The sequence below is a fragment of the Burkholderia sp. GbtcB21 genome, from assembly GCF_019091065.1.
GTDB classification, from domain to species: Bacteria; Pseudomonadota; Gammaproteobacteria; order Burkholderiales; family Burkholderiaceae; genus Burkholderia; species Burkholderia pyrrocinia_C.
This window is the reverse complement of the sequence record NZ_JAGXKA010000004.1, coordinates 303,711-323,961: the sequence shown is the minus strand read 5'-3', so window position 1 is coordinate 323,961 and position 20,251 is coordinate 303,711. Positions and strand designations below refer to the sequence as shown.

Here is a 20,251-nt window from a genome sequence, read left to right as displayed (position 1 = left end):
ACCGCCATGACGTCACGTTCCGCTCATCCGCCCGGCACGCATGCGTTCGCGTCGTCGTTCGGCGCGACCTGCATCGATGCGGGCCATACGCGCTTCCGGCTGTGGGCGCCCGCGAGCCGCACCGCGGCCGTCGAGCTGCACGACCCGAGCGACCGCACGATCGCGATGACGCCGGCCGGCGACGGCTGGTTCGAAGCGCTCGCGCCGTGCGGGCCCGGCACGCTGTATCGCTACCGGCTCGACGGCGCACTCACGGTGCCCGATCCCGCGTCGCGCTTCCAGCCGTACGACGTACACGGCCCGAGCCAGGTCGTCGATCCGGCCGCGTATCGCTGGCGTCACGACGCATGGCGCGGCCGCCCGTGGCACGAGACGGTGCTGTACGAACTGCACGTCGGCGCATGCGGCGGCTACGCGAGCGTCGAGCGGCGCCTGCCGGCCATCGCCGCGCTCGGCGTGACGGCGATCGAGCTGATGCCCGTCAATGCGTTCCCCGGCACGCGCAACTGGGGTTACGACGGCGTACTGCCGTTCGCGCCCGATGCATCGTACGGGCGGCCCGACGAGTTGAAGGCGCTCGTCGACGCCGCGCACGGGCTCGGGCTGCAGATGTTCCTGGACGTCGTCTACAACCACTTCGGCCCCGACGGCAACCTGCTGCCGCGCTACGCGCCCGCGTTCTTCCGCGCGGACCGGCAAACGGCGTGGGGCCCCGCGATCGACTTCGCGCGTGCGCAGACGAGCGCGTTCTTCATCGACAACGCGCTCTACTGGCTCGACGAATACCGCTTCGACGGGCTGCGCATCGACGCCGCGCATGCGATCGACGACGATGCGTGGCTGCGCGAGCTCGCGCGCCGCGTGCGCGCGCATGCGGGCGACGCACGCCACGTGCATCTCGTGCTCGAGAACGAACGCAATGCGGCGAGCCTGCTCGGGCCCGGCCGTTTCGATGCGCAATGGAACGACGATTTCCACAACAGCGCGCACGTGCTGCTGACCGGCGAGCGCGACGGCTATTACCGCGCGTACGCCGACGCGCCGCTGCGCCATTTCGCGCGCACGCTCGGCGAAGGCTTCGCGTACCAGGGCGAGCCGTCGCCGCTGCATGACGGCGCCGCGCGCGGCGAGCCGAGCGCGCACCTGCCGCCGACCGCGTTCGTCGCGTTCCTGCAGAACCACGACCAGATCGGCAACCGCGCGTTCGGCGAACGGCTGCGCACGCTCGCGAACGACGATGCGCTCCGCGCGGCCACCGCGCTGATGCTGCTCGCGCCGCAGATTCCGCTGCTGTTCATGGGCGAGGAGGAAGGCAGCACGCAGCCGTTCCAGTTCTTCACCGACTATCGCGGCGCGCTCGCCGACGCCGTGCGCGAAGGCCGGCGCCGCGAATTCGCGGCGTTTCCCGCGTTCGCCGATCCCGCGCATCGCGACGCGATTCCCGATCCGAACGACATCGCGACGTTCGTGCGCTCGTTGTCGAAACACCCGGCCGACGAAGCATGGCCCGACGCCGACGCATGGCGGCGCTTCTACCGCAGCGCGCTGGCCGTGCGCGCGGCGCTCGTGACGCCGCACCTGACGGGCGCGCGCGCGCTCGGCGTCGACCTGCTCGCGGGCGACGGCGAACCGCAGGCGCTCGCCGCACGCTGGCGGCTCGGCAACGGCAGCACGCTGACGATCGCGCTGAACCTCGGCTCGCACGACGCGGTGCTGCCCGCGCTGCCGGTCGGCAAGATCGTGTTCGAGACGCCGCCGCGCGCGCGCGACCGGCTGCGCGACCTGCGCCTGCCGCCACGTGCGTGCATCGCGTGGCGCGACGGCGCGGTCAACGACGATGCGCTGAGTCACCGCCCGAACGGGCGAGGCCCATCATGACGACCGACGTATCGATCGCGGCACTCGCCCGTTCGGCCGGACTGGAAATCGACTGGACCGACGCGGGCGGCGTCGCGCGGCGGGTGGGCGACGATGCGCTCGCCGCGCTCGTCGACGCGCTCGGCTGGCCGTGCGGCACGGCGCTCCAGCGCGTCGACAGCGCGGCGGCGCTCGCCGATGCGAACGCGGCGCCGCCGCGCATCGTCACCGGCGATGCCGGCCTGCCGCTGACGCTGCCGCATACGATCGCGCTGCCGGGCGCACACTTCCGAATCGCGCTCGAAACCGGCGGCTACGTCGACGGGCGCGTGGCCGGTGCGGGCGAGCACGGCACGCTGCCGCCGCTCGCGATGCCCGGTTATCACGCGCTCGACATCGGCGAGCAGCGCATCGGGCTCGCGATCGCGCCGCTGCGCGCGCGCCCGTTCGACGCGTTCGCGCGTGCGCCTGACGCAGGCCGCCGCTGGGGGGTCGCGGCCCAGCTGTACAGCCTGCGCCGTATCGGCGACGAAGGCGCGGGCGACTACACCGCGCTCGCGCGGCTCGCCGCGCACGCGGCGCGGCACGGCGCGCAGGCGGTGGCGATCAGCCCGACGCACGCCGGTTATCCCGCGCTGCCCGCGCACGACAGCCCGTATTCGCCGTCGTCGCGGCGCTGGCACAACGTCGCGTATCTCGACTGCGACGCGGTGCCGGGGGCCGAGGCTGCGCTTCACGCGCGCGACGATGCAGTCGATGCGCCGCTGATCGACTGGCCGCGCGTGCTGCCGCAGAAGCTGCGCCGCCTGCGCGCATGCTTCGATGCATGGCGTGCCAACGGCACGCCGTCGCGCGACGCGTACCAGCGCTTTCGCGCGGCCGGCGGCGCGGCGCTCGACGCGCATGCGCGCTTCGACGCGCTGCAGGCGTTCTGCATCGAACACGGGATCGGCGCGGACTGGCGGCAATGGCCGGCGCCGTGGCGCATGCCGTCATCGGCGGAAGTCGATGCGTTCGCGCACGCGCATGCCGACACGATCGCTTTCCACACGTTCCTGCAATGGTGCGCATCGCGCGCGCTCGGCGACGCGCAGCATGTGGCGCGCGGCGCGGGCATGGCGACCGGGCTGATCGCCGATCTCGCGGTCGGCTCCGACCGCGCGGGCAGCGACGCATGGGCGCACGGCACGACGCTGCTGCGCGGCGTGTCGCTCGGCGCGCCGCCCGACCTGTTCAATGCGGCCGGCCAGGCGTGGGGCGTGACGACGTGGACGCCCGCCGCGCTGCGCGCCGACCGTTTCGTCCCGTTCATCGAATTGTTGCGCGCGGCGTTCGCGCATGCGGGCGGCATCCGCATCGACCACGTGCTCGGCTTCGCGCGGATGTGGATCGTGCCGGACGGCGGCACGCCGCGCGACGGCGCCTACCTGCGCTATCCGGTCGACGATCTCGTGCGGCTCGTCGCGCTCGAGGCGGCACGCCATCGCGCGATCGCGATCGGCGAGGATCTCGGCACGGTGCCGGGCGGTTTGCGCGAGCGGCTCGGCGCACAGGGAATCGCGGGGATGCGCGTGCTGTGGTTCGAGCGCGATGCGACCGGCGCGTTCCGGCCGCCGTCCGCGTGGGATCGCGATGCGATCGCGATGACGTCGACGCACGACTTGCCGACCGTGGCCGGCTGGTGGCGCGGAGTCGATCTGGGGTGGCGGCGGGTGGCGGCCGACAGCGGGAAGCCGCAAAACGGCGCGGCCGACAGCACGCCGGGCGATGCGAGTGCGCAAGACCCGAACGAAATCGTGCAATGCGCCGACGTCGGGCATGACACCGTGCCCCGCCCCGAAGCAGGCCGCGCCACGCCTCCGCCTGCGTCCGATCCCGACCTGATCGCCGCCCAGGCGGAACGCGCAACCGAACGCGCGGCGCTGTGGCACGCGCTGCAGCAAGCAGGTTGCGCGCCCGCCAACAGCGCCGTCCCGCCGGCCGGCGCGCCGCCCGTGAGCGCGATACTCGCGTACGTCGCGCTCAGCCCGTCGCCGCTCGCGATCGTGCCGCTCGAGGATCTGCTCGGGCTGGACGAGCAGCCGAACTTGCCGGGGCCACCATGCGGCCATCCGAACTGGCTGCGGCGCCTGCCGCGCACCGTCGACACGCTGTTCGACGCCGACGCGCGCAAGCGCATCGCGGCCGTCGAGCACGCGCGCCGCTCGCGGGAGCGCGACCCATGACGCCGCGCGCGACGCTGCGGCTGCAGCTGCATGCGGGTTTCACGTTCGACGATGCGGCCACGCATGCCGACTACTTCGCGCGCGTCGGCGTGAGCCATCTGTACCTGTCGCCGGTCACGACGGCCGAGCCCGGTTCGCTGCATGGCTACGACACCGTCGACTACGGCTCGGTCAGCGCCGAACTCGGCGGCGAAGCCGGCCTGCTCCGGCTCGTCGGCGCGCTGCGCGCACGCGGCATCGGCGTGATCGTCGACATCGTGCCGAACCACATGGGCGTCGGCGGCGCGTCGAACGGCTGGTGGAACGACGTGCTCGAATGGGGGCCGGCGAGCCCGTACGCACACTGCTTCGACATCGACTGGCATCCGCCCGACGCGGCACTCGACGGCAAGGTGCTGCTGCCCTGCCTCGGCACGCCGTACGGCGACGCGCTCGCGGCCGGCGACATCGCGCTCGGCGCCGATCCGTCGACCGGCCGCTTCTTCGTTGCGTGCCCGGGGCGACAGCTGCCCGTGTCCGCCGCCACCTATGCGGACATCCTGCGCATCGCGAACCGCTCGGACCTGAACACGCTCGCCGAACGCTTCGGTGCCGTGCCGGCGCGCGACAGCGCCCGGTTAGCCGCCGCGCATGAGGCGTTGCGCGATTACGCGGCCGCGCACGGCCCGCATGCGTTCGACGCCGTGCTGCGCGGCGCCGATCCGCGCAACGCACGCTCGCGCGCGTGGCTGCACCGGCTGCTCGAACGCCAGCACTACCGGCTCGCGTGGTGGCGCACGGCCTCGGACGAACTGAACTGGCGGCGCTTCTTCGACATCGCGACGCTCGCGGGCATCCGCAGCGACGACGATGCGGTGTTCGACGCCGTCCATGCGCTGCCGTTGCGCCTCTACGCGGCCGGATATATCGATGGCGTGCGCGTCGATCACGTCGACGGGCTCGCCGATCCGCGCGCGTACCTCCGTCGGCTGCATGCGCAACTTGCGGCGCTGCGCGACGAGCAGCCGTACGTCGTCGTCGAAAAAATCCTGGCGCCTGGCGAGGCGCTGCGCGACGACTGGGCCGTCGACGGCACGACCGGCTACGACTTCATGAACGACGTCGGCGCGCTACTGCACGATCCGGCCGGCGCCGCGCCGCTGGCCGCCCACTGGGCGGCGGTGTCCGGTTCGTCGCGCACGTTCGCGCAGGAGGCGCTCGACGGCAAGCGGCGCGTGCTGATGCGCCATCTCGCCGCCGAGCATGCGCGCGTCGCGCGAGCGCTGCACGGCATTGCGCGCGCGTCGCCCGCGACGCGCGACGTCAGTCTGGTCGCGATCCAGCGCGTGCTGGGCGAACTCGCGGTGCGGCTGCCGGTGTACCGGATGTATCCGGCGCAGGAAGACCCGCCCGCCGACACCGACCGCCGGGTGCTCGCGCAGGCGTACGAAGGGGCATGCGCGGCGGTCGCCCCGGCTGACCGCTACGCGCTCGACCGCGTCGCCGCGTGGCTCGGGTTGCCGGTCGTGCGCGTGCCGCGCGCGGGCGCCGCCGCGCTGCACGCGGCCCGCGTCGCGTTCGCGCAGCTCACCGCGCCGCTGGCCGCGAAGGGGGTCGAGGATACGGCCTGCTATCGCTACGGCCGGCTGCTGTCGCGCAACGAGGTCGGCGCCGACGCGAGCGACTTCAGCCTGTCGCGCGGCGCGTTCCATGCGCGCAACCGGCGCCGTGCCCGAATCGTGCCGCATACGCTCGTCGCGACGGCCACGCACGATCACAAGCGCGGCGAGGACGCGCGCGCGCGGCTCGCGGTGCTCAGCGAGATGCCCGACGCCTGGCGCGCGGTATCGCTCGACTGGTCCGCGCTCAACCTGCCCCGGCGCGGCGGCGCGCATCGCGACCTGGCGTGGGCGCCGGGGCCGGCCGCCGAGGCGATGCTGTACCAGACGCTGGTCGGCTGCTGGCCGCCGTCGCTGATGCCCGACGACGACGCGGGGCTCGCGGCGCTCGCCGAACGCGTGGTGCGCTGGCAGACGAAGGCGCTGCGCGAAGCGAAGCGGCATACGGACTGGCTCGCGCCGGAGACGGACTACGAGCGCGCTTGCGAAGCGTTCGTCCGCGCGATCCTGACGCCGCGCGGCGCAGGCGATTTCGCGCACCGGCTGCATGCGTTCGTGGCGCGGATCGCGCCGGCCGGCATCGTCAATAGCCTGACGCAGACGGCACTGCGGATCGCGTCCCCCGGCGTGCCCGATCTGTATCAAGGTACCGAGCGATGGGATCACTCGCTCGTCGATCCGGACAACCGGCGCGACGTGCCGTTCGCGGCGCTGGCGGCCGAGCGCGTCGACGGGCCGGTCGCGTCGTACCTGCCGACCTGGCCGGATGCGCGCGTGAAACGGGCGCTGGTCGAACGGATGCTCGCGCTGCGCGCGCGGTGGCCGGCGACGTTCGCCGACGGTGCGTATGTGCCGCTGCGCGTGCGCGGCACGCTCGGGCGTCACACGGTTGCGTTCGCGCGGTGCGGCGATGCGGCGACCGTGGTGGTCGTAGCAACGCGGCTTGCGTCCCGGCTGTTCGGCGACAGGCCCGGCTTGCCGCGCGTGGAGCCCGCGTTATGGGGCGATACGGCGGTCGTGTTGCCGCGTGGTGTCAAAGGGCCCTGGACGGACTGGCTGAATGCGCGGGACGGAATCGACGCGCCGGATGGCTTGATCAGGCTCGATCGCTGTCTGGCTGCGCTGCCTGTTGCCGTGCTCGTCGCGGTTCACCCAACCCCAGCGGATCGGAATCCCTGAATCGCCCGGTCGTAATCGAATTTATGCAAAACGGTCCGCGTGTAATCGATTTTGTACGCCCAAAATCGATTTGTGCCCGGAACGGGCGTTCATAGTCGATTTTGCGCGGCGGCTGGCCCGACTGACAGCAGGAAGCATTCATATGATCGAACTACCCGACGATCCAATCGGGAGCCGCGTGACTAAGCGCGAACCGTGATGTCTCAGTATCCCTGGCCTTTCGCGACGGGGAATCGAGCGATCGCGCGATAGTCGGTCGTTACCGGCCAGAACGACCGGCGGGACAGTAAGCGCCCGACATCACGACCACTCGTCCGGCGGCATCGTCCCGCCGTCGTCCTCCCACAGCGGCGCGCCCGCGTTGTCGCCATGGCCAGCGGTCACGGTCCCTTTCGCATCGCGCTCCCTCGACCGTCGCGTCTCGCCGCGCTTCGCCGCACGAACCCGCGTGCGCGTCGGCGTCACGGTGCGCTGCCCGCCGCCCCGGCGCTCGTCGGCCGATGCCGTGCCTTTTGTCTGCCGCACATTCGAACCCGCATTCATCGTTTCTCTCCTGCGTCACTGAAAAACCGAAAAACCGGTGAAAACGCCGCAATTTCGATGCCGCCCCCGGGCAAGCGTCTTGCTACGTGTTCGTACCGAATCAGCCGCAGGAGCCGACGATGCCGACCGAACCCCGCACGCCGCCTGCCACGCGCCGCCGGCTCGGCGAATGGCTGACCCACGAGGAAGCGCACATGGCCGCGTTCCGCGAAAAGATCGCGGCCGACGCGCGCGCGCATGCCGGCGAACGACTGCGCACGCCGGCCGTGCAGGCACTCGCGCGGCTGTTCGACGACTGCCCCGTGCTGCGCATGGGCCTGACCCGCGGGATTGACGAGGCGGTCGAATCCGGCCGCCGGCTCGGCTACACGTCGATCGGCGAACTGATGACCGTGATCGATCACCTGATGACCTACACGCCGCCGTTCAGCGAATCGAGCCTGATCGTGTGCCCGCTGAACGCGTTCCTCGACTGGCCGATGTGCATGCCGTCGGGCCACGCGGTGTTTCGCGACCCATCCGTCAACGCGCACCTGAAACGGGTACTGAACGTATGGTGCGACTTCCTCGGCGGCCCGCATTCATGCGAGCATCTCGACGCGTCGGCGCCCGACGGCTGGTTCTGCGACGAAGCGAGCAAGCGCATCGGGCTGTCGCAATTTCGCTATCGCGACGATCAACCGCACCTCGGCTTCGATTCGTGGAACGACTTCTTCACGCGACGCTTTCGGGAAGGCGCGCGGCCCGTCGACGCGCCGGACGATCCGCACGTGATCGTCAGCGCGTGCGAGGCCGCGCCGTACCACACCGAAACGAACGTGAAGCTGCGCGACACGTTCTGGATCAAGGCACAGCCGTATTCGCTGCACGACATCTTCACGCGCGCGGGGCGACCGCTCGCCGAGCGCTTCGTCGGCGGCGATCTCTACCAGGCCTATCTCAGCGCGTACAACTACCATCGCTGGCATGCGCCGGTGCGCGGCACCGTCACGCATGCGTACCGGATCGACGGCACCTACTACTCCGTCGCCGAAGCCGAAGGCCCGGACCCGGCCGGGCTCAACGACTCGCAGGGCTACATGACGGCGGTCGCCGCGCGCGCGATCGTCGCGATCGAGAGCGACGACCCGGGTATCGGCACCGTGGCCACGGTATTCGTCGGGATGGGCGACGTGTCGTCGTGCGTGATCGAGGTCTTGCCGGGCCAGCGCGTCGACAAGGGCGACGAGATCGGCCGCTTCCAGTTCGGCGGCTCGACGTACTGCCTGCTGTTCGAGGCCGGCGTGATCGAGCGCTTCCTGTACGCGCCGCCGTTCGACGGCGACACGCCCGTCGTGCAGGTGAACGCGTCCGTCGCGATCGCGCGGTGAGCGGCGCGCCCGCGCGTCATCGTCACGCGTCACGCATCGGTGCCGTCCGGTTCGTACCCGTCGTGCCGCTGCACGCACCGCAGCACCGACATGCCGTCGGCCGTCAGCGCGGGCCGGCGCTCGCCCGACGCGTCGTCGCCCTGCATCACGATCAGGTTCCGTTCGACCAGCGCGGCGACGTCCTCGCGATCGATCTGGATCTGTTCCGGTGCGCGATACACCAGGAACAGCGCGGCAAATTCATGGGCGGTCAGCATGCTCGTTCCCCGTTGACGGCTTCACGCGATGCGACGACGGCGTCGCATCGGCATGCGGCGCGACACGCGCGCAGGCGACCGTCGATGCGTGCACGGACCATGCCAATCCGCGCGAAGCGGCGCTCGTCCGAGCCGTGGGCGCGCGGCCCGATATGGCACCGCGCGACGCCCGGCCGCCCGTGCAAAGTTTTCAACGACGTGTAATGCCGGATGCGAGCGGGCCGAACGCGAACGCGGGTCAAACGCGTCGGCCGCGGCGCCTCGATCAGGAGCGCCGCGAACGGGACATGCCGGCCTTCACGCTGCCTGCCGCCGCACGGCCGTGCGCGCGGAAATAGCCGCTGTGCAGTACCACGCCGCCCTTGCCGTCCGCCAGCACCTCCGCGCACGCAGCTTCGATCCGCGCGCGGCCGCGCTCGAACGCGTCGCGCAGGTCGGCTTCCAGCGCCGACGGCGCGCCGAAATGATCCTCGAGCGCCTCGACCGTGATCGCGCAGTGTTCCGGCTGACCGTCGACGTCGACGGTGAAGCACAGTTGCAGCGCCGCGCCGTCGAACTCGGGCGGCGCATCGGCCAGTGTCACGCGGCGGGGGGAATCGGTCGGCATCGGATCACGCGCTCCGCGACGCGAGGCTTTCGACCAGCGCGCCGCTGAATGCCGGCAGGTCGGCGGGCTTGCGGCTCGTGATCAGGTTGCCGTCGCGCACGACTTCCTCGTCGACCCACTTGCCGCCCGCATGGCGGATATCGTCCTGCAGGCTCGGCCAGCTCGTCATCGTGCGCCCTTCCACGAGCCCGGACGACACGAGCAGCCAGCCGCCGTGGCAGATCGCGGCGATCGGCTTGCCGGCGCCGACGGCCGCCGTCACGAACTCGCGCGCGGCCGGGATCATCCGGATCGCGTCGCCGTTGACGACGCCGCCGGGCAGCACGACCGCGTCGTAGTCGCCCTCGCGCGCGTCGTCGAACGTGCGGTCGACCTTTACGCGCGCGCCCTTGTCGACGTGCCTGAACCCCTGGATTTCGCCGCGTTTCTGCGAAATCACGTCGACCTGCGCACCTTCGGCCGCCAGCGCGCGTTGCGGTTCGACAAGCTCGGCCTCCTCGAAGCCGTCGACCGCGAGGATCGCTACCTTGCAATGGTCCAGTCTGCCGCTCATGGAAACCTCCGTGGATGCCGCGGCACCCTTTATGCCGTCCCGGTCACGGAGCAATTGCCGTGCCGCGTGCGACCGACCGGACGACGGCGACAAGAGACCGGCCGAAACCGGCCCATGCCGCGCCGCCGCGCAAGGGCTGAAAAGATTTCAACGGCGTGTAACCCGACCCGGCACGATTACTGCAGGCGGGTTGCCGCATCGAGCATCGCGTCGGTCAGTTCGACCGTCAGCGTCAGATCGTCGTCGTCGTTGTCGGGGAGCCGATCGAGCATGTCCCGCACGGCCTCGTGCAGCATCGTGTGCACGCGCATCCGGGCGCCGTCGTCGAGGCCCGCGTAGCGTTCCATCGTGTCGCAGTCGAGCACCAGCACGACCGAATGCCGCCCCGTATCGGGTGGCGCATCGGCCTCCATCGACCACGCCGCATGAAACGTGACCGTGCCTGTCTCGACGTCGAGACGGACCGTCGTATCGAGATCGCCGGCGTCGGCCGTGTCGGCGTCCGTTGCATCGTCTTCCAGACTGATCCGGGAGTTCGATCGCATGGTGTCCTCCTGCGTGGCGGCCGCGCGCGCTCGCTTCAAACGGCGCCGGCCATTCGGTTCGTATGCGGATGTAATGCGGATGTCACGAGGTTTTCGTGCTGAACGAAGAGCGCGGAATGGCACGCCTGCGCGGACTTTGCAGCAAGGGCCATACCTCCGGCGGCAGGGCGCCGCGCGGCACGCGAATTGCGGCGCCGTTGCCCGTACGTCCCTGCGACGCCATCCGGAGCCCTGCAATGCCTTCCGCTTCCGCTTCCCGCGCGCACGGCAAACGCCCGACGCGCCGCCCCGGCCGGGCCCGCAGCGCCGATCCGCAACATCGCAAGCGCTGGTCCGCCGAAGTCACGCAAAAAAGCGACGTGCTCGACATCGAGCCCGACATCTTCAAGTCCGACGATCCGGGCGCGATCGCCGCTTCGCTGAAGCGCTCGGCCGAACGGAGCCGCCGCCGCAAGTCTTCGCCGTTCCAGTCGGCGATGTCGATGCTGAACTTCTATGTGAACCGCGCGGGCCGCAACCTGCCGAAAACGCGCCGCGCGACGCTCGAACGCGCGAAGCGGAAACTGCGCGAAGCCTTCGGCCGCAAGCCGTGACGGCGGCCGGCCACCGCCGCATCGCCCCGCCCGAATCGCGCGCATGCACGAAACGCCGTGGTACCTGATCGTCGGCGCGGTGCTGATGGGCATGGGCATCGCGACATCCGCGCTGCGCCACCTGCCGTGCAGCACCACGATGATCTATCTCGTGCTCGGCATCGCGCTCGGCCCGGCCGGCACCGGGTTGCTGCGTCTCGACCTCGAACGGGACGCGCCGCTGCTGCGCTCGATCGTCGAGATTGCGCTGCTCGTGTCGCTGTTCGCGATCGGGCTGCGGCTGCGCGCGCCGCTGTCCGACCGGCTGTGGCGCGTCCCGTGCCGCGTCGGCCTGCTCGCGATGAGCGTCACCGTGCCGCTGCTCGCGATGCTCACGATGCGCCGAGCCGTGCGCGCATCTTCGCGGTGATCCGCTGGCGCGCCTCCGCATAACCTTCCCACGGATCGCGCTTCAGCCCGTCGAGACGCGCGTGCAGCGTGTCGATCGTCCACTGCGCGCCGCCCGTCGTATCGGGCACCTCGTCCCAGCCGAGCGGCACCGACACGCCCATGCCCGGCCGCGCGCGCGCCGAATACGCGGCGATCGTGCTCGCGCCGCGGCCGTTGCGCAGATAGTCGACGAAGATCTTGCCGCGCCGGTGGCGCGGCCCCATCGTCGCGGTGAAGCGCTCGGGCAGCGCACCCGCCACGTGCTGCGCGACCGCGCGCGCGAAGTCTTTCACTTCGTCCCATCCCGCGTGCCGCGCGATCGGCACGACGACATGCAGCCCCTTGCCGCCGCTCGTCTTGCAGAACGACGCGAGCCCCAGCTCGTCGAGCAGCCCGCGCACGAGTTGCGCGGCGTCGATCATCGCGCGCCACGGCAGCGCCGGATCGGGATCGAGGTCGAACACGATGCGGTCCGGCCGCTCGATACTGGATGCGTGCGCATTCCACGTATGCAGCTCGATCGTGCCCATCTGCGCGGCGCCGAGCAGCGCGTCGACGCTGTCGATCGACAGCAGCGGCCCGTGGCCGGGATCCAGCCCTTCGTGCTGCGTGACGAACGGAATCTCGAGGCGCTCCGCATGTTTCTGGAAGAACAGCTCGCCCGTGATGTCGCCCGGCGCGCGCACGAGCGACACGGGCCGGCCCTTCAGGTCGGGCAGCAGCCACGGCGCGACCCATTGCCAGTAATGCGCGAGGTCGATCTTGCGCGTGCCGTGCTGCGGATCGAGCACGCGATCGGGATGCGTGATGCGCACGCGGCCGACTTGGTCGGCGCCGGATTCGCCGCGCGCGTCGCCGGACGATGCGTGCGATGTCGCGCGACGCTGGCGGCCGCTCCCGGCATCCGTGTGCCGTGCGCGTTCGTGCTTGTCGTGCTTGTCGTGCGCTGCATCGCGTTCGTCCATCGTCGTCTCCGTTTCGGTGTGGCGCGGCATCTCGCGGACGATCTGCGCCGCCGGCTTGTCTTCCCGCAGCGCGACGAACGCCGCCTGCCGCACGATGCCGTCGCCCGTCCATTCCGCGAATTCGCATTCGGCAACGAGCGTCGGATCGATCCAGCGCACGCGCGTGCGCGACCGTTCGCGCGGCGGCGGGTCGAACGGCGTCGTATCGCGTTCGTGCCTGCGCAGCATCGCGGCGAGCCGGTCGAGCATGCGCGCATCGAACCCGGTGCCGACCCGGCCGACATAGCGCAACGGCGGCGTGCCGCGCCGCCGCTTGCCGCCCGATTCAGGCTCGTACACACCGAGCAGCAGCGCGCCGAAGCCGTGCCGGCTGCCCGACGGCTCCGTATAGCCGCCGATCACGAACTCCTGCCGCCGCCGGCATTTGAGCTTGATCCATGCGGCCGAGCGGCCGGCGCGATAGCGTGAATCCGCGCGCTTGCCGATCAAGCCTTCGAGGCCGGTGTCGCACGCGCTCGCGATCAGCGACGCGACGTCGCCGCCGAGATCCGGCGAATAGCGCAGCCGCGCGGCGTCGCTGCCCGCCAGCAGCGGTTCGAGCAACGCGCGGCGCGCGGCGAGCGGCACCTCGCGCAGATCCCGGCCATTCAGATAGGGCAGATCGAACACGAACAGCGTGACCGCGTCGGAACGGCCCGCGCCGAGCGCGTTCTGCAGCGCCTGGAAGTCGGGCAGGCCGCTGTCGCCGAGCACGACGGCCTCGCCGTCGAACCACGCGTTTTCGATCTCGAGCGCCGCGAGCGCATCGCGCTGCGCACGCAGCTTCGCGGTCCAGTCGCGGCCCTCGCGCGTCATCAGCGCGACGTGCCGCCGCGCACCGCGGCCCGACACGCGCGCGAGAATCCGGTAGCCGTCGAACTTCACTTCGTAGCGCCAGTCGCCTTGCGCGGGCGGAGCATCGACCAGCGTCGCGAGCTGCGGCGCGACGCGCTCGGGCAGCGGTGCGCGGACAGCGCCTTCGACGTGCGACAGGTCGGCGTCGACGTCGGCTGGCGGCTTGCGATCCTTGCGGTCGCGCGGCGTGCCGCGTGTACGGGGCGCATCGTCGCGGCTGCGTCGTGACGAGCGTGCGGACGTGCGTGCGGACGGTGATGCATCGGCGGGCGCCGCGCGCGCGGCCCGCGCACTGCGGTCATGCACGCTGCCCGGCTGCTGCGCGACGACATCGAATTCGTCCGCATCGCGTGCGTCGTCGTCGCGCTCCTTGATCAGCAGCCATTGCGGCTGGCGGCCCTGCTGCCGCCCGCTGCGCACGAGCGCCCAGCCGCCGTGCAGCTTTTCGCCATCGAGCCGGAACGTCAGCTTGCCCGCGCGATAGCCGTCGCGCGCCTGCGCGACGCCGCCGTCGGGCGTCCACGTCCCTTCGTCCCATACGACGACCGTGCCCGCGCCGTAATGTCCGGGCGGAATCTCGCCTTCGAACGATGCATATTCGAGCGGATGGTCCTCGACCTGCACGGCCAGACGCTTCACCGACGGATCAACGCTCGGCCCCTTCGGCACGGCCCACGATTTGAGCGTGCCGTCGAGTTCAAGACGGAAGTCGTAATGGAGCCGCGTCGCGTGATGTTCCTGGATCACGAAACGCAACGGATGGCGCGCCCGGGCAGCCGTGCGCGCCGGCTTCGTCTGCTTGGTCTGCTTCGACTCGGCGCCCGGCTTTGCGCGACGCTTCCCGTGCGCGCCTTCCGGCTCCGGCGTCGCGTCGAAGCGGCGTTTTCGACGATAGGGATCGAGCTTGCCGGCCATCGCGTCACCTCCTGTCGCGCGGTGTCATGCGGCGTGCTTCCGGCGCGCGGCGATCTTCTTCGCCGCATGCGCGCCCGTCGCGCCCTGCTTCGCGGCCGGCCGTTTCGCGGTTGCTTTCGCGGCGCCCCGGGCGGAAGCCTTCGCGGCCGGCTTGCGTCGCCCGCTCGCGGTGCGCGGCGCGGACGCGCCGGTGTCGTCGTCCTCGCGCGCGGTACGCGCGCCGCCGCCCTTCAGGCTGCGCTTCAACAGCTCGGTCAGGTCGACGACGTTGGTCGCCGTGCGCGCCGTTTGCGCCGGCCGATCCTCGATCTCCTCGACGCTGCCCGCGCGCACCTTGCGCTCGACCAGTTCGAGGATGTCGTCGCGGAACGTGTCGCGATACTCGTCGGGCGTCCACGTGCCCGACATGTCGTCGATCAGCTTCTTCGCCATCGCGAGCTCGCGCGCGCTGACGCCCGCGCGCTTCGCGTCGCCGGCCGGCACCGGCAGCTCGTCGAGCGGGCGCAGTTCCTCCTGCCAGCGCAGCGTATCGAGCGCGAGCAGCGGCCCGACCGGGATCAGCGCGCCGAGATGCTGGCGATCGTGCATCACGACGTGCGCGATGCCGATCTTGCCGCTGTCCTGCAGCGCGTCGCGCAGCAGCGCATAGACCTTCTCGCCCTTGCGGTCCGGCACCAGGTAGTACGGTGTGTCGAGATACAGGAACGACACGGCGTCCGCGTCGACGAACGTGACGATATCGACGGTCTGCGTCGATTCGGGGTTCGCCGCGCGAATCTCGTCGTCGGTCAGCACGACATAGCGCTCCTTCTCGTACTCGTAGCCGCGCACGATGTCCTCGCGTGCGACCTCCTTGCCGGTGCGCTTGTTGATCTGCCGATAGCCGACCGGGTCCATCGAACGCTTGTCGAGCAGCCGGAACGACGGCTTCACGGTGCGCGTCGCCGGGAACAGCTGCACGGGCACGTGAACGAGCCCGAAGCTGATCGCGCCTTTCCAGATCATCCGTGCCATGGGTGTCCTCCTTGCGGCATCGTTGCGCCGGACGCCTTCGTCCGCGGCCGATGCTACGGCCGGCGGCCGCGGCTGCGCCGCACGATGCTCACGTGTCCGTTGCGCTCCAGGATCGCCGCGTCGACGTCGGACAGGTCGGTCGCGCCGGTCGCCTGCCGCACGCTTTCGCGCACGTCGGTCGGCGTAAGCAGCGCGGCGCGCATCTGTGCGTCGTCGAAGCGGCCGTTGCGATACACCTCGCGCTCGGCGCCTACCAGCATCCGCTCGAGCCGGCGCGAGCGCACGCATGCCCAGCCGATCGCACGATGCAGCAGCACGATCGCGAGCGACGCCGCGACGGTCGCGACGAACGGAGACGCGCCGACCACCGCGCGGCTCAGGATCGCGCCGAGCAGAATGCCGACCACGTAGTCGAACGGCGAACGCTGCCCGAACGCGCGCCGCCCGGCGATGCGAATCAGCACCAGCGCGATCACGAACACGACGATCGCACGCAACGCCATCTGGCCGGGGCCGAGCATCCGGCCCTGCCCGAACAGCGCGACGACGACGTCCATGATCGCAGCGCTGCTACGCGGGCAGGTCGACCGCCTGCTGCTTGCGCGCCCGGATCCGGTGGCGGCCGAGGTCGTCCGGGAACGTGTGCGTTACCGCGTCGGGATCGACCGCCACGCGTTGTGCCGAGTCCGGCGGATACGCGGCGATCGTCAATAGCCGTCCTCCACCGACGGCCGCGACCGGCTTCAGGTGCCTGAACGCCTCGCGCACGTCTCGCTGCGCGGACGGCGGCGTCTTGCCGGCTGGTGGGGGATTCGTCATCGAGGTGTCCTCGTGGAATTCGATGGCCGTCCGCCGCGCTCGCGGCCGCGCGGGCGGCGGTCGGCGTCGGCGTCAGGGCGCGCGCAACGCCGCGTCGAGTTCGGCATCCGTAATATCGAGCGCCACGTTGCATTCGATCGCGTCGTCCTCGACGCGCGGCTTGCGTTCGTCCACCGCGCGTCGCGCGCCATCGCACAGATACGTGCGCACGCGCAGCCGGTCGTCCTCGCCGAGCCACGCATAACGCTCGACCACGTGCGGATCGAACCGCAGGTCGACCGTGCAACGCCATTCGCGCGCACTTTCGTCGACCGGCACGCGCACCCACGACACCTGGATCGTCAACCGCCCGGATGCGTCGTCCGCATGCACGACGACGGTCGACTCCGACGGGAAGCCGTTCGCGAGCGCGTGCTCGAGTTCCGCGACGCGCTGCGAGCGGTCGGGCGCGCCGGTCATCGTCGCACGACGCCCAGCAGCAGCGTGACCAGGAAGATCACCACGAAGATGTAGAACAGGATCTTCGCGATCTCGGCCGCGCCGGCCGCGATGCCGCCGAAGCCGAGCACGGCCGCGACGAGCGCGATGATGAAGAAAATGATGGCGTATCGAAGCATGGAGCCCTCCTGAATGACAGCGGTCGCGAACACACGTCGTCGTCGATCACGCATCGTGCTTGTGCCTGGGTTTGCCGCGGACCGGCGTGGAAGCCATTTTCTCGAGTTCCTTCTCGCTCATCGACCTGGCCATCGACTTCGCCGGCGGCTTGAGGTCCTTCATCTTCGTGTCGCCGCGCTTGGCCGACAGCGCGGCCCCGGCAGCACGCTGCTGGGCCTGGGATTTTGCTGGCATGGTTGCGCTCCTCTCGTTGGCGCGCGCGCTACGACGCAATGTTGGTGCACCAGGCGGCACGCGCGCGGTTGGGTCGCCCGGGTCGTCATGCGGCGTCGCGGCGCCGCAGGTCGGCCGGCGGGATCTTCATCGCCTGGCGATACTTCGTCACCGTGCGGCGCGCAAGAAGAATGCCGCGCCCCGCGAGGTTCTGCGCGAGCGTGACGTCGGACAGCGGATCGGTTTGACGCTCGGCCGCGATCATGTCGCGGATCAGCACCTTGGCGGCCGCTGCCGAGCACACGCCCTTGCCCGCCGCCTCGAGCTTGCGCGGGAAGAAGTGCTTGAATTCGAACGTACCGTGCGGCGTGGCCATGTACTTGTTGCCCGTCGCGCGCGACACGGTCGATTCGTGCAGCTCGAGCTCATCCGCGATGTCGCGCAGCACGAGCGGCTTCATCGCGATCTCGCCGTAGCGGAAGAAATCGCGCTGCCGCGCGACGATGCATTCGCCGACGCGCTGGATCGTCTCGAAGCGCTTCTGCACGTTGCGGATCAGCCAGCGCGCTTCCTGCAACTGCTGGCCGAGCGGCGAATCGCGCTCGCCGCTCGACTGCGCGAACAGCGTCGCATAGCGCTCGTGCAGGCGCGCGCGCGGCAGCACGGCCGGGTTGATCGTCACGATCCATTCGTCGCGCACCTGGCGCACGATCACGTCGGGCACCACGTAGTCGCCGCGCGTGCTGCCGTAGTGATTGCCGGGGCGCGGATCGAGCCCGCGCACGAGCGCGCATGCGGCGTGCAGCGTCTGCGGGTTGCAGCCGATGCGCCGCTGGATCTCGGCCGTCTCGCGGCGCGCGAGCCGTTCGAGATGCTCGCGCGCGATCGCCTTCGCTTCCGCGAGCGCCGGCGTGCCCGCCGGGATCGCGTCGAGCTGCAGTACCAGGCATTCGGACAGCGAGCGCGCGGCGATGCCCGGGCGGTCGAGCATCTGCACGAGCCGCAGCGCGACCGCGAGATCCTGTTGCGACAGCAGCAGCGCCGGATCGGCCGCGACCAGCAGGTCGGGCAGCTCCTGGCGCAGGTAGCCGTCGTCGTCGAGCGCATCGATCACGATGCGCGCAGCTTCGCGGTCGCGTTTGTTCAGCGGGTAGAGCCGCAGCATATCGTGCAGCTGCTGATGCAGCGACGGCTCGGCGGCCATCCATTCGCCGGGCGACAGACCGTCGGCGTCGTCGCCCTGGCGGCCCGTACCGCGCGGCGCGGGCGCGGCCGTATACGACACCTCGCCGTCCGGCGGACGCACGTCGTCGGGTTCGGGCGACGCTTCGGGCGCGGCGGCTTCGGCCGCCTGCTCGGGCGTTCCGGCGGCGGCTTCCTCTTCGCCGTCGCCCTGGCCGTCTTCGAGAAACGGGTTCATGTCGAGCGCCTGCCGCAATTCCTGTTGAAACTCGAGCGAGGACAACTGCAGCAGCCGCAGCGACTGCTGAAGCCTCGGCGTAAGTGCGAGATGCTGTCGCATCTGCAGCGCAAGCGAGACGGACATCGAAAGCCTCCTGACGGTTCGGTTCGCGGTATTTCGTCGACAGGGTTTACGCAGCTTTCGTGCCAATCCGTCCACGCGCGCCGTGCCGGGGCTTTCGCGGGTTCATGCCCCATCACGCAACCTGGCGGGGCCGCTTTTTTACAAGCCGGCGGCAAGTTTGGGGCACGCATTTCGCGCGGCAAGAAGTGCGCCCGGTCGCCCGCGTCGTTGTCGCTTCGTCGTGCCTCGCATCGATGCGATCGACGGCCGAGCGATCGGGAAATACCGTCGTCAGCTCCGGCAGGTGACGCAGCAGCCACGCGGCCATGTCGCGCTCCTGCTGCACGATCCGCTCGCAGCACGCCGCGGGTTTCATCTTCGCCATCACGTTCCTTCACCGCATCACGAATGCGGCATGCCGCGCGGCGCGATGCGCGGCGCGCATGCCGTTCCGCAACACGCATGCCGTGCGACACACGCAATGCGTCAGTACTGCATCGGCGGCGGCGTGCCCGGCAGCGTCTGGCCGCCCTGCACGCCGTTCGGGCCCGGCGGCGGGACGTCGGCCGGATCGCCGCCGGTCGCGCCCTGCGGCATCGTGTTGCCCGGCGACGGACGCGTCTCGTAGCGCGTATTGGCATCAGGCATCGTCGCGCTCGGCGGCGTCGCATGGCCGTCGGGCGGTGCGGGCGGCGCCGCGCGCGTGCCGTAGGTGGTGCCCTGCGTGCATGCGCCCAGCGCACATGCGGCGGCGAACGCGCATGCACCCGCGCGTATCGTCTGGATCGTGTTCATCGAAATCCTCCGTCGGATCGACGGCTCAGAGCCGGTTGAAACGAAAATCCCCCGCATACGCGGTGGGTGCGCGGCGCGCCATCATCACGTCGAATTCGGCCGCGACGCGCGTGAGCGTGCCGCGTTGCCGCGCGATATCCGCCTGCTCGAGCGCGGCGAACGCGTCGGCATCGAAAGTCACGGTCAGCGACGCCGGACGGCCGTCGACGCGAAAACCGATATGCAATGCGCCGGCCGGCTGCTCCTCGACATGGAACGGCATCGCGCGCGCCTCGAAATGGCGGCCGAGCGTCTCGGCGATGTCGCGCAGCATGCCGGGTTTGATACGGATGCTCATTGCATGCCCTCCATTCGCGTTCGCGGCAGCGCGCCCGCCGGCGGTGCGCGCACGGGCGGATCGCGCAAAGGGGGTTCGCGTTCCGGCGGCGCATGCCCGGGCGGGTCGCCTTCGGGATGGCGGTACGGTTCCGGCATGTCGGGCGGCACGTCGTCGGGATCGGGCGGCTCGGGGTCCGGCTCCACGTCGGGCATCGGCGGGTCAGGCCGGTGCAGCCACTGATCGCGGTCGTGATTCATCGGCACTCCATAGCGCGCATCGTTGCGTGGTCTGACGGATGTGGCCAGGGTCCGCAATCCGCGTGCCGTCCGTTCGCGGCGCCCGCACGCCGGCGCTGCCGCGCATACGCGCGCGCTCGCGGCGCGCGCCGTGCATTCGCTACACCGTTCGCTGCAATTCT

At 70.7% G+C, this 20,251-nt stretch carries 22 protein-coding genes and 1 pseudogene; 6 read left to right on the top strand and 17 right to left on the bottom strand.

Features of this window, described 5'->3' with window-relative positions; translation table 11 throughout:
* Window positions 1-6: 6 nt before the first annotated feature.
* From treZ to treY, 3 genes are read left to right on the top strand one after another with little or no spacing between them, the layout of a single operon-like run.
* Window positions 7-1,878 (top strand): malto-oligosyltrehalose trehalohydrolase, encoded by a 1,872-nt coding sequence (gene treZ, locus KVT39_RS12410; protein ID WP_217589190.1) that lies wholly within the window; start codon window positions 7-9, stop codon window positions 1,876-1,878.
* A complete protein-coding gene (malQ, locus tag KVT39_RS12405; protein WP_217589189.1) occupies window positions 1,875-4,082 on the top strand; it encodes a 4-alpha-glucanotransferase in 2,208 nt (735 codons plus the stop codon). Before treZ ends, malQ begins: the two co-directional genes overlap by 4 nt.
* A complete protein-coding gene (gene treY / locus KVT39_RS12400; RefSeq protein WP_217589187.1) occupies window positions 4,079-6,859 on the top strand; it encodes a malto-oligosyltrehalose synthase in 2,781 nt (926 codons plus the stop codon). The genes malQ and treY overlap by 4 nt, the downstream gene beginning before the upstream one ends.
* Window positions 6,860-7,159: 300 nt before the next feature.
* Here treY and KVT39_RS12395 read toward each other — a convergent pair whose 3' ends face one another.
* The gene (locus KVT39_RS12395) at window positions 7,160-7,402 is read right to left on the bottom strand and encodes a hypothetical protein (protein WP_105391546.1); all 243 of its coding nucleotides are present in this window, start codon (window positions 7,400-7,402) and stop codon (window positions 7,160-7,162) included.
* A gap of 119 nt (window positions 7,403-7,521) precedes the next feature.
* Between KVT39_RS12395 and KVT39_RS12390 the strand changes: the two genes are divergently transcribed.
* A complete protein-coding gene (locus KVT39_RS12390; protein WP_217589184.1) occupies window positions 7,522-8,772 on the top strand; it encodes a phosphatidylserine decarboxylase family protein in 1,251 nt (416 codons plus the stop codon).
* Between the two features lie 29 nt (window positions 8,773-8,801).
* On the opposite strand, the gene KVT39_RS12385 is transcribed toward KVT39_RS12390, so the two are convergent.
* The 4 genes from KVT39_RS12385 to KVT39_RS12370 all read right to left on the bottom strand — a co-directional run bounded on the left by KVT39_RS12385 (window position 8,802) and on the right by KVT39_RS12370 (window position 10,734).
* Entirely contained in the window at window positions 8,802-9,029 is a 228-nt protein-coding gene (locus KVT39_RS12385; RefSeq protein WP_217589183.1) for a hypothetical protein, read from the bottom strand.
* 265 nt (window positions 9,030-9,294) lie between these two features.
* The gene (locus tag KVT39_RS12380; protein ID WP_105391547.1) at window positions 9,295-9,636 is read right to left on the bottom strand and encodes a DUF1488 domain-containing protein; all 342 of its coding nucleotides are present in this window, start codon (window positions 9,634-9,636) and stop codon (window positions 9,295-9,297) included.
* Between the two features lie 4 nt (window positions 9,637-9,640).
* Entirely contained in the window at window positions 9,641-10,189 is a 549-nt protein-coding gene (locus KVT39_RS12375) for a type 1 glutamine amidotransferase domain-containing protein (protein WP_034184452.1), read from the bottom strand.
* A gap of 176 nt (window positions 10,190-10,365) precedes the next feature.
* Window positions 10,366-10,734: a hypothetical protein gene (locus tag KVT39_RS12370; RefSeq protein WP_034184453.1), complete on the bottom strand. Its 369-nt coding sequence runs from the start codon at window positions 10,732-10,734 to the stop codon at window positions 10,366-10,368.
* A gap of 236 nt (window positions 10,735-10,970) precedes the next feature.
* On the opposite strand from KVT39_RS12370, the gene KVT39_RS12365 reads away from it, so the two are divergent.
* Both KVT39_RS12365 and KVT39_RS12360 read left to right on the top strand, forming a co-directional pair.
* Entirely contained in the window at window positions 10,971-11,327 is a 357-nt protein-coding gene (locus KVT39_RS12365) for a DUF3175 domain-containing protein (RefSeq protein WP_131949602.1), read from the top strand.
* Between the two features lie 43 nt (window positions 11,328-11,370).
* Window positions 11,371-11,694 (top strand): annotated as a pseudogene (locus KVT39_RS12360) (cation transporter); the annotation flags it as partial.
* Window positions 11,695-11,698: 4 nt separating this feature from the next.
* On the opposite strand, the gene ligD reads toward KVT39_RS12360, so the two are convergent.
* The 12 genes from ligD to KVT39_RS12300 all read right to left on the bottom strand — a co-directional run bounded on the left by ligD (window position 11,699) and on the right by KVT39_RS12300 (window position 20,090).
* Window positions 11,699-14,530, bottom strand: coding sequence for a DNA ligase D (ligD, locus tag KVT39_RS12355; protein WP_217589182.1), 2,832 nt, complete (start codon window positions 14,528-14,530; stop codon window positions 11,699-11,701).
* A gap of 24 nt (window positions 14,531-14,554) precedes the next feature.
* Entirely contained in the window at window positions 14,555-15,544 is a 990-nt protein-coding gene (locus KVT39_RS12350) for a Ku protein (RefSeq protein WP_217589181.1), read from the bottom strand.
* Between the two features lie 53 nt (window positions 15,545-15,597).
* Window positions 15,598-16,101, bottom strand: a complete 504-nt coding sequence (locus tag KVT39_RS12345; RefSeq protein ID WP_034184458.1) for a DUF421 domain-containing protein — start codon at window positions 16,099-16,101, stop codon at window positions 15,598-15,600.
* 13 nt (window positions 16,102-16,114) lie between these two features.
* Window positions 16,115-16,363 (bottom strand): hypothetical protein, encoded by a 249-nt coding sequence (locus tag KVT39_RS12340; protein ID WP_034184459.1) that lies wholly within the window; start codon window positions 16,361-16,363, stop codon window positions 16,115-16,117.
* Between the two features lie 72 nt (window positions 16,364-16,435).
* Window positions 16,436-16,822, bottom strand: coding sequence for a DUF3022 domain-containing protein (locus tag KVT39_RS12335; protein ID WP_175747923.1), 387 nt, complete (start codon window positions 16,820-16,822; stop codon window positions 16,436-16,438).
* Entirely contained in the window at window positions 16,819-16,980 is a 162-nt protein-coding gene (locus tag KVT39_RS12330; protein ID WP_034184461.1) for a DUF1328 domain-containing protein, read from the bottom strand. The genes KVT39_RS12335 and KVT39_RS12330 overlap by 4 nt, the downstream gene beginning before the upstream one ends.
* 46 nt (window positions 16,981-17,026) lie before the next feature.
* Window positions 17,027-17,215: a DUF3008 family protein gene (locus KVT39_RS12325; RefSeq protein WP_217589180.1), complete on the bottom strand. Its 189-nt coding sequence runs from the start codon at window positions 17,213-17,215 to the stop codon at window positions 17,027-17,029.
* Between the two features lie 85 nt (window positions 17,216-17,300).
* Window positions 17,301-18,740, bottom strand: coding sequence for an RNA polymerase factor sigma-54 (locus KVT39_RS12320; RefSeq protein WP_034184463.1), 1,440 nt, complete (start codon window positions 18,738-18,740; stop codon window positions 17,301-17,303).
* Between the two features lie 112 nt (window positions 18,741-18,852).
* Complete coding sequence (locus tag KVT39_RS12315; protein WP_217589312.1) at window positions 18,853-19,047, bottom strand: hypothetical protein; 195 nt, start codon at window positions 19,045-19,047, stop codon at window positions 18,853-18,855.
* 158 nt (window positions 19,048-19,205) lie between these two features.
* Window positions 19,206-19,514, bottom strand: a complete 309-nt coding sequence (locus tag KVT39_RS12310) for a hypothetical protein (protein ID WP_034184465.1) — start codon at window positions 19,512-19,514, stop codon at window positions 19,206-19,208.
* A gap of 25 nt (window positions 19,515-19,539) precedes the next feature.
* Entirely contained in the window at window positions 19,540-19,851 is a 312-nt protein-coding gene (locus tag KVT39_RS12305; protein ID WP_034184466.1) for a hypothetical protein, read from the bottom strand.
* Window positions 19,848-20,090, bottom strand: a complete 243-nt coding sequence (locus tag KVT39_RS12300; protein WP_131949607.1) for a hypothetical protein — start codon at window positions 20,088-20,090, stop codon at window positions 19,848-19,850. The genes KVT39_RS12305 and KVT39_RS12300 overlap by 4 nt, the downstream gene beginning before the upstream one ends.
* Between the last annotated feature and the right edge of the window lie 161 nt (window positions 20,091-20,251).

Bases quoted from the DNA above. Each gene is read 5' to 3' on its own strand.
- treZ (WP_217589190.1), top strand. From the start codon at position 7: ATGACGTCACGTTCCGCTCATCCGCCCGGCACGCATGCGTTCGCGTCG.
- malQ (WP_217589189.1), top strand. From the start codon at position 1,875: ATGACGACCGACGTATCGATCGCGGCACTCGCCCGTTCGGCCGGACTG.
- treY (WP_217589187.1), top strand. From the start codon at position 4,079: ATGACGCCGCGCGCGACGCTGCGGCTGCAGCTGCATGCGGGTTTCACG.
- KVT39_RS12395 (WP_105391546.1), bottom strand. From the start codon at position 7,402: ATGAATGCGGGTTCGAATGTGCGGCAGACAAAAGGCACGGCATCGGCC.
- KVT39_RS12390 (WP_217589184.1), top strand. From the start codon at position 7,522: ATGCCGACCGAACCCCGCACGCCGCCTGCCACGCGCCGCCGGCTCGGC.
- KVT39_RS12385 (WP_217589183.1), bottom strand. From the start codon at position 9,029: ATGCTGACCGCCCATGAATTTGCCGCGCTGTTCCTGGTGTATCGCGCA.
- KVT39_RS12380 (WP_105391547.1), bottom strand. From the start codon at position 9,636: ATGCCGACCGATTCCCCCCGCCGCGTGACACTGGCCGATGCGCCGCCC.
- KVT39_RS12375 (WP_034184452.1), bottom strand. From the start codon at position 10,189: ATGAGCGGCAGACTGGACCATTGCAAGGTAGCGATCCTCGCGGTCGAC.
- KVT39_RS12370 (WP_034184453.1), bottom strand. From the start codon at position 10,734: ATGCGATCGAACTCCCGGATCAGTCTGGAAGACGATGCAACGGACGCC.
- KVT39_RS12365 (WP_131949602.1), top strand. From the start codon at position 10,971: ATGCCTTCCGCTTCCGCTTCCCGCGCGCACGGCAAACGCCCGACGCGC.
- ligD (WP_217589182.1), bottom strand. From the start codon at position 14,530: ATGGCCGGCAAGCTCGATCCCTATCGTCGAAAACGCCGCTTCGACGCG.
- KVT39_RS12350 (WP_217589181.1), bottom strand. From the start codon at position 15,544: ATGGCACGGATGATCTGGAAAGGCGCGATCAGCTTCGGGCTCGTTCAC.
- KVT39_RS12345 (WP_034184458.1), bottom strand. From the start codon at position 16,101: ATGGACGTCGTCGTCGCGCTGTTCGGGCAGGGCCGGATGCTCGGCCCC.
- KVT39_RS12340 (WP_034184459.1), bottom strand. From the start codon at position 16,363: ATGACGAATCCCCCACCAGCCGGCAAGACGCCGCCGTCCGCGCAGCGA.
- KVT39_RS12335 (WP_175747923.1), bottom strand. From the start codon at position 16,822: ATGACCGGCGCGCCCGACCGCTCGCAGCGCGTCGCGGAACTCGAGCAC.
- KVT39_RS12330 (WP_034184461.1), bottom strand. From the start codon at position 16,980: ATGCTTCGATACGCCATCATTTTCTTCATCATCGCGCTCGTCGCGGCC.
- KVT39_RS12325 (WP_217589180.1), bottom strand. From the start codon at position 17,215: ATGCCAGCAAAATCCCAGGCCCAGCAGCGTGCTGCCGGGGCCGCGCTG.
- KVT39_RS12320 (WP_034184463.1), bottom strand. From the start codon at position 18,740: ATGTCCGTCTCGCTTGCGCTGCAGATGCGACAGCATCTCGCACTTACG.
- KVT39_RS12315 (WP_217589312.1), bottom strand. From the start codon at position 19,047: ATGGCCGCGTGGCTGCTGCGTCACCTGCCGGAGCTGACGACGGTATTT.
- KVT39_RS12310 (WP_034184465.1), bottom strand. From the start codon at position 19,514: ATGAACACGATCCAGACGATACGCGCGGGTGCATGCGCGTTCGCCGCC.
- KVT39_RS12305 (WP_034184466.1), bottom strand. From the start codon at position 19,851: ATGAGCATCCGTATCAAACCCGGCATGCTGCGCGACATCGCCGAGACG.
- KVT39_RS12300 (WP_131949607.1), bottom strand. From the start codon at position 20,090: ATGAATCACGACCGCGATCAGTGGCTGCACCGGCCTGACCCGCCGATG.